At 72.5% G+C, this 11,701-nt stretch carries 11 protein-coding genes; 7 read left to right on the forward strand and 4 right to left on the reverse strand.

Going from position 1 to position 11,701, the window contains the following annotated elements; translation table 11 throughout:
* Positions 1-101 precede the first annotated feature (101 nt).
* Genes AB0H81_RS26965 through AB0H81_RS26990 form a run of 6 tightly spaced genes read left to right on the forward strand, consistent with a single transcriptional unit; the run spans position 102 to position 5,777 of the window.
* On the forward strand, positions 102-539 hold the full coding sequence (locus tag AB0H81_RS26965; protein ID WP_358380101.1) for an ester cyclase: 438 nt from the start codon (positions 102-104) through the stop codon (positions 537-539).
* Positions 539-1,588, forward strand: a complete 1,050-nt coding sequence (locus AB0H81_RS26970) for a methyltransferase (protein WP_358380103.1) — start codon at positions 539-541, stop codon at positions 1,586-1,588. The genes AB0H81_RS26965 and AB0H81_RS26970 overlap by 1 nt, the downstream gene beginning before the upstream one ends.
* Positions 1,585-2,502, forward strand: a complete 918-nt coding sequence (locus AB0H81_RS26975) for an alpha/beta fold hydrolase (protein ID WP_358380106.1) — start codon at positions 1,585-1,587, stop codon at positions 2,500-2,502. The genes AB0H81_RS26970 and AB0H81_RS26975 overlap by 4 nt, the downstream gene beginning before the upstream one ends.
* An 11-nt stretch (positions 2,503-2,513) precedes the next feature.
* Entirely contained in the window at positions 2,514-3,887 is a 1,374-nt protein-coding gene (locus AB0H81_RS26980; RefSeq protein ID WP_358380109.1) for a cytochrome P450, read from the forward strand.
* Between the two features lie 46 nt (positions 3,888-3,933).
* The gene (locus AB0H81_RS26985) at positions 3,934-5,238 is read left to right on the forward strand and encodes an activator-dependent family glycosyltransferase (protein ID WP_358380112.1); all 1,305 of its coding nucleotides are present in this window, start codon (positions 3,934-3,936) and stop codon (positions 5,236-5,238) included.
* Entirely contained in the window at positions 5,235-5,777 is a 543-nt protein-coding gene (locus AB0H81_RS26990; protein WP_358380115.1) for a flavin reductase family protein, read from the forward strand. Before AB0H81_RS26985 ends, AB0H81_RS26990 begins: the two co-directional genes overlap by 4 nt.
* Before the next feature lie 51 nt (positions 5,778-5,828).
* Here the strand turns inward: AB0H81_RS26990 and AB0H81_RS26995 are convergent, their stop codons facing one another.
* From AB0H81_RS26995 to AB0H81_RS27010, 4 genes are all read right to left on the reverse strand, one after another.
* A complete protein-coding gene (locus AB0H81_RS26995) occupies positions 5,829-6,488 on the reverse strand; it encodes a response regulator transcription factor (RefSeq protein ID WP_358380118.1) in 660 nt (219 codons plus the stop codon).
* The gene (locus AB0H81_RS27000; protein ID WP_358380121.1) at positions 6,485-7,951 is read right to left on the reverse strand and encodes an acyl-CoA carboxylase subunit beta; all 1,467 of its coding nucleotides are present in this window, start codon (positions 7,949-7,951) and stop codon (positions 6,485-6,487) included. The genes AB0H81_RS26995 and AB0H81_RS27000 overlap by 4 nt, the downstream gene beginning before the upstream one ends.
* Positions 7,952-8,184: 233 nt before the next feature.
* Positions 8,185-9,018: an ABC transporter permease gene (locus tag AB0H81_RS27005; RefSeq protein WP_358380124.1), complete on the reverse strand. Its 834-nt coding sequence runs from the start codon at positions 9,016-9,018 to the stop codon at positions 8,185-8,187.
* Positions 9,015-10,004, reverse strand: coding sequence for an ATP-binding cassette domain-containing protein (locus AB0H81_RS27010; protein ID WP_358380127.1), 990 nt, complete (start codon positions 10,002-10,004; stop codon positions 9,015-9,017). The genes AB0H81_RS27005 and AB0H81_RS27010 overlap by 4 nt, the downstream gene beginning before the upstream one ends.
* A 170-nt stretch (positions 10,005-10,174) precedes the next feature.
* Here AB0H81_RS27010 and rdmE point away from each other — a divergent pair.
* Positions 10,175-11,701: aklavinone 12-hydroxylase RdmE (gene rdmE / locus AB0H81_RS27015; RefSeq protein WP_358380130.1), on the forward strand; the 1,527-nt coding region annotated here is incomplete at its 3' end.

Below are 11,701 nucleotides of genomic sequence, written 5' to 3' on the forward strand. Positions count from 1 at the left end.
GAATCGGTCGAGAACGGGTGCACGACCGCCTTTCCCGCTTGTCCCGCGCGCGGCCCGGAGCGAACAATCGACGCGGAGACCCACCCATTCAGGGAGCGCCGATGAGCAAGCAGATCGAAACCGTCCGCCGCATGGTGGCGGCGTACAACAGCGGCGAAACCGGGGACGTCGAGGAGTTCATTCATCCGGAATATCTCAACCCCGGCGCGCTGGAGCACAATCCGGACGGGCGCGGGCCTGAGGCGTTCGCGGGCGCGGTCAAGTGGCTGAAGTACGCCTTCTCCGAGGACGCCCACCTGGAGGAGATCGGCTACGAGGAGAACGGCGAGTGGGTGCGCGCCCACCTCGTGCTCTACGGCCGCCACGTCGGCAACCTCGTCGGCATGCCGCCCACCGGCCGCAAGTTCGCCGGCGAGCAGATCCACCTGATCCGGATCGTCGACGGCAAGATCCGCGACCACCGCGACTGGCCCGACTACCTCGGCACCTACCGGCAGCTCGACATGCCGTGGCCCGAGAACGGCGGCTGGCGTCCCTGATGGCCGAGTCACGCGAAGACGACCCGCTGTGGAGCCTGATCCGGCTCGGCAGCCTGCACACCCCGATGGCGGTGCGCGTGGCGGCCACCCTGCGCCTGGTCGACCACATCAAGGACGGCGCCACCGGCCCCCGCGAGCTGGCGGAGCGGACCGGGACGAATCCGGACGCGCTGGCCCGGCTGATCCGCCACCTCGTCGCGATCGGCGTGCTGGCGGAGCCGGAGCCCGGCCGGCTGGTCCCGACCGCGATCGGTGAGGTGCTCGCCGACGACCACCCCGCCGCCCAGCGCGCCTGGCACGACCTCGGCGAGATCGTGGCCCGGGCCGACGTCGGCTTCACCCGGCTGCTGGACGCGGTCCGCACCGGCCGGCCCACGTACGCCGACGTCTACGGCCGGCCGTTCTACGACGACCTGGCCGCCGAGCCGCGCCTGCGCGAGTCGTTCGAGTCGCTGATGGCCTGCGACCAGCACGTGGCCTACGACGCGCCCACGGCCGCCTACGACTGGAGCGGCGTGCGCCACGTGTGCGACGTCGGCGGCGGCACGGGCGGCTTCGTCGCGGCCATCGCGCGGGCCGCGCCGCACGTGACCGCCACGATCCTGGAGCTGCCGGGCACCGCGCAGGTCGCGCGCGACCACCTGGCGGCCGAGGGGCTCGCCGACCGCTGCGACGTGATCGAGGGCGACTTCTTCGCGCCGCTGCCCTGCAAGGCCGACGTCATGCTGCTGTCGTTCGTGCTGCTCAACTGGCCCGACGAGGACGCCGCCCGGATCCTCGCCCGGTGCGCCGACTCGCTCGAACCCGGCGGCCGGATCCTCGTGTACGAGCGCGACGACCTGGCCGGGAACGCCGGCAACGAGCGGTTCACCGAGCTGGACCTGCGCATGCTGGTCTTCCTCGGCGGGCGGCTGCGCACCCGCGACGAGTGGTCGGGGCTGGCCGCCCGTGCCGGGCTGGCCGTGGAGTCGGTGCGCCGCCTGCCCAACCCGACGATCCCCTTCGACCTGTCCCTGATCGTGCTCGCCCCGGCCGAGGAGGTCTCGTGACGACCCGTGTCATCGCCCATGGCGAGGTGTCCCTGTGGAGCGAGGACTTCGGCGACCCCGCCGCCCCGCCGCTGCTGCTGATCGCCGGCGGAAACCTGTCGGCCAAGTCGTGGCCCGACGCGTTCGTGGCGCTGCTCGCCGAACGCGGCCACCACGTCATCCGCTACGACCACCGCGACACCGGCCGCTCCACCGCGACCGACTTCCAGGCTTTCCAGGCGCGGCCGTACGGCTTCGACGAACTGGTCTCCGACGCGCTGGCCGTGCTCGACGGCTGGGAGGTCCCGGCCGCGCACGTCGTCGGCATGTCGCTCGGCCACACCATCGGCCAGTTGCTCGCCGTCGACCACCCCGACCGGCTGCTGAGCCTCACCCTCATGCTCGGCGGGGCGCTCGACGTCGACTTCGACGCCAACATCGAACGCGCCATGAGCGGCGCGCCCTCCGCCGACGGGCTGCCGCTGCCCACCCGGCGCTTCCTGGACGTCATCGCCCTGATGTCGGAGCCGGTGGACGGGCCGGAGGCCGAGCTGGAGCGGCGGGTGGAGAAGTGGCGGCTGCTCAACGGCGAGGACCTGCCGTTCGACGCCGACGAGTTCCGCCGCCGCGAGCTGCGCGCCGTCGCGCACGCGGGCTCCTTCCAGGAGCCGATCAACCACCACATGATCCCCCAGCCGCCCGTCTCGCGGGGCGCGGAGCTGGCCGGGGTACGCGTGCCCACGCTGGCCATCCAGGCGATGCGCGACCCCGCCGCGCCGCCGCCCCACGCTCGGCACGTCGCCGACCTCATCCCCGGGGCGCGGGTCGTGGAGCTGCCTGAGATGGGCCACGCGCTCGCCTCGGCCGTCCACGAGCCGCTGGCCGCCGCCATCACCTCGCACACCCTCCGCACGCCCCACCGCGTCACCACCTGAGGAGCACCACGATGCCGACCACGCCGCAGACCCTGCCACCGGCCGAGCCGCCGACCGCGCCGCCGTCCACGGTGACCCCCAGCGAGCTCGGCCGTCACCTGCTCACGATCCGCGGCTTCCACTTCGTCCTGGGCGCGCTCGGCGACCCGTACGCCCGGCTGCTGCGGGGCGAGGGCGACGACACCGCGGCGCTCGGCGACGAGATCAGGCGCGCGGGCCCCCTCAACCGCAGCCACCTCGGCACGTGGGTGACGGCGAGCGCGGAGGCGGCCGCCGCGCTGCTGCGCGACCCCCGCCTCGACACCCGCCACCCGGGCGGCGACCGGGGGCACCTGGGCGAGAACCTGTGGGAGACGTGGCGTACCTGTCACGTCACGCCCATGGACGACGCCCTGCTGACGCTGCCGCTGGCCGACTACCGGCGGCTCGACCGGGTCAACCGGCCCGTGCTCGGCCCGGTGACGGCCGGGGCGTGGCGGGCGGATGTCCGGCGGGCCGCCGGGCGCGTCGCCGACGGGCTCGGCGAGACGTTCGACCTGACCGCCGACCTGGTCAGGCCGGCCGTGGCCGCGTCCCTGTCCCGCGTCCTCGGCCTGTCCGGTCCCGCCGGCTCCGGCTCGTCCGAGGGCGATCCGCGCGAAGGGGGCGCGGGCGTCCTCGGCCCGGCGGAGCGGGAGGTGGCGGAGCTGCTGCCGCGGCTGGGCGTCGCCCTGGACGCCGTGCTGTGCCCGCCGCGGCTGCCCGTGGCGCGCGACCTGGAGGAGGCCGTGACCCGCGCCCGCGCCCTCGTCCACGACCTCGTGACGGCCAGCGCGGCCGAGCCGGGGGACGACGCCGTCAGCGCCATGCTCGCCACCGGCCTCGGCGAGGCGGACGTGGCGGCTGCCTGCCTGCTCCACCTGGTGGCCGGGGCCGAGATCGCCACCGCCACCGCCGCCGACGCCATCGTCGCGCTGCTCGACCATCCCGGCCAGTGGGCGGCCGTGTGCCGCTCGCCCGAGCTGGCCGCCGGCGCCGTCGAGGAGACCCTGCGCTGGTCGCCGCCGGTGCGGCTGGTCAGCAGGATCGCCCAGGAGCCGCTGTCCGCGCACGGCCAGGAGATCGACGCCGACGCCCACGTCGTGATCGTCGTGGACGCCGCCAACCGCGACCTGGCCGGCGTCGCGGACCCGGACCGCTTCGACCTCGCCCACGCGGGAGCCCCGAACCTCTCCCTGACCGGAGGCGGGCCCGAGGAGCTCGTCGGGCCGCTCGCCCGCGTGGTCGCCACCGAGATCGTCCGCGCCGCCGCCCGGTGGCCGGGACTGCGCGCGGACGGAGCCGCCGTGCGCCGCATGCGCTCGCCCGTCGTGCGGGCCGTGGTCAGGCTTCCCCTGTGCCGTTAGGAGACCCGGGTCCTTCGCCGGACCCGGGGCGTGAGGAGATTCGACGATGCGCGTGCTGGTCACGTCTTTCGCCATGGACGCCCACTTCAACGGCATGGTGCCGCTGGCCTGGGCCTTACGCACCGCGGGGCACGAGGTCCGGGTGGCCAGCCAGCCCGCGCTGACCCCGAGCATCGCCCGGGCCGGGCTCACCGCCGTGCCCGTCGGCGGCGATCACCAGGTGGAACAGGTGATGGCCGCCGCCGCCCCGGGCGTCTTCGCCCTGCATCAGAACCCCGACTACCTGGAGGGCCGCCCCGAGCTGCTCGACCTGGACTTCCTGGAGTCGTCCACGACGATGCTCACGGCGATGTTCTACGCCCAGATCAACAACGACTCGATGGTCGACGAGATGGTGGCCTTCTCCCGCTGGTGGCGGCCCGACCTCGTGATCTGGGAGCCCTTCACCTTCGCCGGGGCCGTCGCCGCGCACGTCACCGGCGCCGCGCACGCCCGCCTGCTGTGGGGGCCCGACCTGTTCCTCCAGGTGTACCAGCGTTTCCAGCGGCTGCTCGCGCCGCTGTCCCCCGAGCTGCGCGACGACGCGGTGCGCGACTGGCTCACCTGGACGCTCGGCCGCTTCGGCGCCGAGTTCAGCCCGGAGGTCGTCACCGGTCAGTGGACCATCGACCAGATGCCGGCCAGCGTCCGCTTCGAGCTGGACCAGCCGCTGGTGCCGATGCGCTACATCCCGTACAACGGCCCGCTGCCCGCCGTGGTGCCGCCCTGGTCGCGGACCGACCCCGACCGGCCCCGGGTGTGCGTCACCCAGGGCATGACCGAGCGCACGACCGGCTTCTCCGGCCTGGACGCCGTCGCCGACCTGCTGGAGGCGATCGCCGAGCTGGACGTCGAGGTGATCGCCACCGTCAAGGCCGGCGAGCGGATGCGGCCGCTGCCGGAGAACGTCCGCGTGGTCGACAGCGTGCCGCTGCACGTGGTGCTGCCCACCTGCGACGCGGTCGTCCACCACGGCGGTGCGGGCACGTGGGCCAGCGCGGCGCTCTACGGCGTCCCCCAGCTCGCCCTCGCCTGGCAGTGGGACGACGTGTTCCGCGCGCTGCGCCTGGAGAAGCTCGGCGCCGGCATGTACCTGCCGCCCGGGCCCGCCCGCCAGGCGAGCGCGGTCCGCGACGGCCTGGCCCACCTGCTGGGCGACACGTCGTTCCGGGCCGGCGCGGCCAAGATCAGAGAGGAGATGCTGGACTGCCCTGCCCCCAACGAGGTCGTGCCGGTGCTGGAGGACCTGACCGCGGCGCACCGCGGCGCCCCCGCGGACATGTCCGCCGGCCCGGCGCCCGCCCACCGATGAGCCGCGCGTACCGCGACCGGGCGGTCGACGAGGAGGAGTTCCGCCGCGCGCTGGCCGGACACGCGGCCGGGGTGGTCGTCGTCACCGCCTCGGTCGGCGGGGTCCCCGTCGGGGTGACGGCCACCTCCTTCTCCTCGGTCAGCCTCCGGCCGCCGCTCGTGTCCTTCTATCTCGGCCGGACCTCCTCCACCTGGCCGTGGCTGCGCGAGGCCGACCGCTTCGCCGTCAACATCCTGGCCGGGGACCAGGGCGACACCGCGGCCCGCTTCGCCCGCACCCGCGTCGACCGGTTCGCGCCGCCCACCCGGTGGACCGCGGACGAGTTCGGCACGCCGCTGCTGGACGGCGTCGCGGCCCACCTGACCTGCTCCCCGTACCGCACGGCGGACATCGGCGACCACGTGCTGGTCGTCGGCCTGGTGACGGGCGCGCGGATCGACGAGCAGAGCCGCCCCCTGCTGTACCACCAGGGGCGCTTCGGGCGGTTCGTCCCGGAACACGAGCCGGTCCACGGGACGACGCGCGGGGAGCCGCAGTAGATCCGGCCCGGCCTGCGCGCTCGGTACCCCGGCCCGGCGCGACCGCCGCGCTCAGTAGATCCAGCCCGACTTGCGGGCGATGCGGATCGCATCGATGCGGTTGCGCGCCTTCAGCTTGCTCACCACGACCGTCAGGTAGTTGCGCACGGTCCCCGGCGACAGGAAGAGCGCGCTCGCGATCTCCCGGATCTCGTCCCCCTCCGCCGCGAGCTGGAGGACCTCCAGCTCGCGGTCGGTGAGCGGGCACCCGGTCGAGCCCCACGCCACCAGCGCCAGGTCGGCGTCGAAGACCCGGTACCCCGCCGCCACCCGCCGGATGGCGTCGGCGAGCTGCTCGGGTGGCGAGGTCTTCAGCATGAGTCCCCCCACGCCGGCCGACAGCGCCTGGCGCACCGTGGCCGGCCGGGCGAGGCTGCTGAGCAGCAGGGTGTCGCAGCCGGGCAGCGTCTCCTTCAGCTCGACGGCCGCCGCGAACCGGTCCTTCCAGCACAGGTCGGCGTCGATGACCGCGACGTGGGGCGCGCCGGTCCGCGCGGTGGCCAGGATCTGCCTCCCGTCGGACACGGCGCCCACGACCTCGATGTCCGCCTCCTGCTTGAGCAGCGCGACCAGCGCGCCGCGGACCATGTCCATGTCCTCGGCGATGACGACGCGGATCGTCCCGTTGCCCTGCTCGGAGGCCGACACCCGAGCGGGGAACGCCGCCTTCACTGGGGAAGGTTGTCGTGACGGAAGCGGGGGCGGACCGACCTGGCCAGCGTCCGCAGGGTCGCGGCCAGCACCGATCGGGTCTGCTCGGGCTCGATGACCTCGTCCACCGACAGCCGCTCGGCCGGCAGGTGCGAGGCCATCACCTCGCGCTCGTATCCCGCCACCAGGTCGGGGCGCACCCCGGGGTCATCGCGCAACTCCCGCCGGTAGACGATGTCGACCGCTCCTTCCGCGCCCATCACTGCCATCTGCGCCCCCGGCCAGCAGAACACGGCGTCCGCCCCCAACGACTTGGAATTCATGACGATGTACGCGCCGCCGAACGCCTTGCGCAGCACCACGGTCAGCCGCGGCACGGTCGCCTCGGAGAACGCGTAAAGCAGTTTCGCGCCCTTGCGTATCACTCCATTTGTTTCCTGTTTGGTTCCGGGAAGAAAACCCGGGGTGTCCACCAGGGTGACGAGCGGCAATCCGAACGCGTCGCAGAGCCGGACGAAACGCGCCCCTTTCTCGGACGCGGAGATGTCCAGAACCCCGGCGAGGGCCAGCGGCTGGTTCGCCACCACGCCGACCGGGCGGCCCTCGATCCGGGCGAAACCGATGACCAGGTTGCGAGCGAAACGCGACTGGAGTTCGAGAAAACTGTCGGCGTCCACGATTCCGGAAATCACCTGCCGGACGTCATAGGGGACGCGGGGGCTGTCCGGCAGCCGGGGCATCGCTCCGGGGGGCGCCGGCATGCCCATGGGGACCTCGTCCCAGCACGAGTCGGGCAGGTAGGAAAGGACCCGCCGGGCCAGGTCCATGGCCTCGGCCGGGCTGGAGGCGACCAGGTGCGCGACGCCCGAGTGGCGGGTGTGGACCTCGCTGCCGCCGAGGTCGCGCGGGCTGACGTCCTCGAAGGTGACGGCCTTGACCACCTGGGGGCCGGTGAGGAACATGTGGGCGTTCTCGCGCAGCATGATGATGATGTCGGTGAGCGCGGGCGAGTAGACCGCGCCGCCGGCGCACGCGCCGAGGATGAGGCTGAGCTGCGGCACCCGGCCGGAGAGCTGCACGTTGGCCCGGAAGATGGCGCCGTAGCCGTCGAGGGCCGCGAGCCCCTCCTGGATGCGGGCGCCGCCCGAGTCGAGCAGCCCCACCACCGGCATCCTGGCGCGCCCGGCCTGCCGCAGGACGGACACGATCTTGGCGGCGTGGATCTCGCCGAGCGAGCCGCCGAGCGCGGAGGGGTCCTGGGCGAACACGCCGATCGGGCGGCCGTCGACCGTCGCGTGCCCGGTGACGACGCCGTCGCCGGCCGGGCGCTTGGCCTGCATGCCGAAGGCCGTGACCCTATGTCGGGCCTGGCTGCCGAATTCCACAAAGGAGTCGGGGTCGGTCAGCGTGTCGATGCGGTGCCGCACGTCGGCGGGTCGGGTCCGCGACACCAAGGAGGACGAGGAAAGCGGAGGTCCGGTCATTGTCACTCCATTATTTCGAACGTTCCTTCTTTTCTGCCCTTCACCAAAGAAGACGATTCAAAATTGAATCGTCCTCAGCTTTCTATGTTAGGCTAAATATGTGCCGCGTCGCCTGTCAAGCCCATCCGGTAAGGCTCAAGTGCTACTATGTAAGTGATCGCTTACTTAACGTGTTCAGCGCCCCATCGGGAATATCCGCGACGGGGCGCTGGAATGAGCGGCGTCCCGCGTGCTCAGCGAGTGTTCTTGTTCCTGTACAGGCGCACTGCGAGCGGCGCGAACACCACCGTGATGAGCAGTGAGGTGATCAGCGCCCACATCACGTCCCAGAACCCGGCCGTGCCGTGCATGAGCGTGCGCGACGCCGTGGCCGCGTGGCTCAGCGGGTTGATCTTCACCAGCACCTGCATCCACGACGGCATGGTCTCCGGCCGGACGAAGATGTTGCTCATGAACAGCAGGGGATAGATCACGATCATGCTGGTGCCGGAGACCCGCTCCGGGACGCTGGCGACCACGCCGATCGCGGCGAAGATCCAGCTCACGCTGAACGCGAAGACGATCAGCACCGCCATGGCCCCGAGGATGCCGAGGATGCCGCCACCCGGCCTGAAGCCCAGCGCGAGACCGATCCCGATGGTCATGGTCAGCGCGATCACGTAGCGCAGGATGTCGCCGACCAGGTTGCCGGCGATGGCCGCCGGCTGCCAGAACGGCAGCGTGCGGAAGCGGTCGAAGACGCCCTTGTTGATGTCGGTGTTGATCGCGGTGCCGGTGTAGACCGTCATGAGGATGACGCTCTGCACCGCGATGCCCGGCAGGAAGAACTGGAGGTACTGGCCGGGCGAGCCGGCGAAGGCGCCGCCGAACAGGTACGTGAACAGCAGCAGGAAGATCACCGGCAGCAGGATGATGTCGATGAGCTGGGCGGGGAAGTGCTTGAAGGCCATCATCCCGCGCCACAGGTGGGTGATCGTGGCCGACAGCGCGCTCGCCTTCGGCGGCCGCTCGTGCGTGGACAGGGCGGCCATCACCCGGTCGTCCACGCGCTCGATCGAGGAGGTCATGCGGCGTCCTCCTCTCCGGCTTCGCCGGCGGACTGGTCGTCGGCCTTGTGGCCGGTGAGCGTCAGGAAGACCTCGTCCAGGCTCGGCCGGGTCACGGAGAACTCGGCCGGCTCGATCGAGGCGCGGGTCAGGGCGCTCAGCGCCTGGAGCACCCGCGCGTTGTCCTCCACGCGGGCGGACATCTCGGCGGGGTCGCCCTCCAGGTGCACGTCGACGCCCAGCTCCTGCCTGAGCAGGTCCTCGGCCTTGTCGCGCTGCCCGGGGTCGCGCAGCCGCACGTGCAGGGCGACCTGGCCGACCGACGCCTTGAGCTCGTCGGTGGTGCCCTCGGCGATGACCTTGCCCTGGTCGACCACCGCGATGCGGTCGGCCAGCTCGTCGGCCTCGTCGAGGTACTGGGTGGTGAGCAGGATCGTGGTGCCGCCGGCCAGCAGCGCCCGCACGATGTCCCACACCTGGTTGCGGCTGCGCGGGTCGAGGCCGGTGGTCGGCTCGTCCAGGAAGAGCAGGTCGGGGCTCACGACGATGCTGGCCGCGATGTCCAGCCGCCGCCGCATGCCGCCGGAGTAGGTGCTGACCAGCCGCCCGGCCGCGTGGGTCAGGCCGAAGGCGTCCATCAGCTCGCCGGCCCGCTCCTTGGCCTTGGGCCAGGTGTAGCCCTGGAGCCTGCCCATGAGGACGAGGTTCTCCATGCCGGTCAGCGCGTCGTCCACCGAGGCGTACTGCCCCGTCACGCTGATGCGCCGGCGCACCGCGTCGGAGTCGCGCACCACGTCGTGGCCGAACACGGTGGCCTGGCCCCCGTCGGGCCGCAGCAGCGTGGCCAGCATGCGGATCAGTGTCGACTTGCCCGCGCCGTTCGGCCCGAGCACGCTGTACACGATCCCGGGCGGCACGCGCAGGTCGATACCGTCGACGGCCTTCGTCTGCCCGAACAATTTCCGCAGACCGGAAGTCTCTATCGCGAGTGTGGGTGGAGAGCTCATCGGAGGCTCCCGTCGCTCCCGCCGTTTTTCGTCATGCCCTGGACGATAACGAGCAGCGCGGTCACCTCCTGACCGCATTGGCCGTGGACCGCGAAATTGTCCAGCCGTTCTCAGTGATTACTTGATTCGCGCCTCCGACCATGAAATTCCGCACGAGTCAAGGAGGCCGCATGATGGAACCTGACGTTGACGTGGTGGTCGTCGGTGGTGCGCTCGGCGGCCTGTCCTCGGCGATGTTCCTTGCCCGGAGGGGCGTGCGCGTGCTGCTCGTGGAGCGGCACGGCAGCACGTCGATCTACCCCAAGGCGGCCGGCCAAAACCCGCGCACCATGGAGCTGCTGCGCATCGGCGGCGTCGCCGACGAGGTCATGGCGGCCACCGACATCCGCGGCCGGCAGGGCGACTTCACCATCAAGGTCGCCGAGACCGTGGGCGGCAGGACCCTGCACACCTTCGCCGAGAGCTTCGAGGAACTGGTCGGGGCCACCGAGGACTGCACGCCCATGCCCTGGGCCCTCGCCTCCCAGGACCGAGTCGAGCCCATCCTGCTGGCCCAGGCCGAGAAGCACCGCGCCGACATCCGCTTCGGCACCGAGATGACGGACTTCGCCCAGGACGACGACGGCGTCACGGTGCGGCTGCGCACGGTGGCCGACGGCGCCGAGACCACGGTCCGGGGCCGCTACCTCGTGGCCGCCGACGGCCCGCGCAGCGAGATCAGGGAACGGCTCGGCATCCCGCGCCACGGCCACGGCTCGCTGGCCCACTTCGTCGGCATCATCTTCGAGGCCGACCTGTCCGCCGTGCTGCCCCCCGGCTCCACCGGCTGGTACTACCTGCAGAACCCCGCCTTCACCGGCACGTTCGGGCCGACCGACCGGCCCGACCGGCACACCTTCTACGTCCAGTACGACCCGGCGCGCGGCGAGACGCCCGAGGACTACCCCCCGCGGCGGTGCGAGGAGCTCATCCGCCTGGCGGTCGGCGCGCCGGACCTGCGGCTGGAGTTGCTCGACGTGCAGGCGTGGGAGATGGCCGCCTACATCGCCGACCGCTGGCGTGAGGGCCGGATCCTGTTGGTCGGCGACGCGGCCAAGGTCACCCCGCCGACCGGCGGGATGGGCGGCAACACGGCCGTCGGCGACGGCTTCGACGTGGCGTGGAAGCTCGCCGCCGTCGTGGCCGGCGAGGCGGGGGAGGGGCTGCTCGACAGCTACGGCCTCGAACGCGCGCAGGTCGCCCGGCTGGTGGTGGACGAGTCGCTCAGCATCTACGGCGAGCGGATGGCACCGCACCTGGCCGACAGCCTGCCGCGCGCGCGGGGCATGGCCGAGGTGCTCATGGGGTTCCGCTACCGCTCCGGCGCGGTGGTGGCCGAGGACGACGACCCGGAGCCGGTCGAGGACCCGCTGCGCCCCACGGGCCGTCCCGGCTTCCGCGCCCCGCACGCCTGGGTGGAGCGCGACGGAGTGCGCGTGTCCACGATCGAGCTGTACGGCGACGGCTGGGTGCTGATCGCCGGACCCGAGGGCGTGGCGTGGGGCGAGGCCGCCGCGGCGGCGGCGCGCGGGCTGGGCGTCCGGCTCGACGTCCACGTCCTGGGAGAGGACCTGCGCGACCCGGACGGCGACCTGACGCGCCGGTACGGGCTCGGGCCCGCGGGCGCCACCCTGGTGCGGCCCGACGGGGTGGTCGCC

It is taken from the genome of Nonomuraea sp. NPDC050691 (assembly GCF_040654455.1).
In the GTDB taxonomy this organism is placed as follows: Bacteria; Actinomycetota; Actinomycetes; order Streptosporangiales; family Streptosporangiaceae; genus Nonomuraea.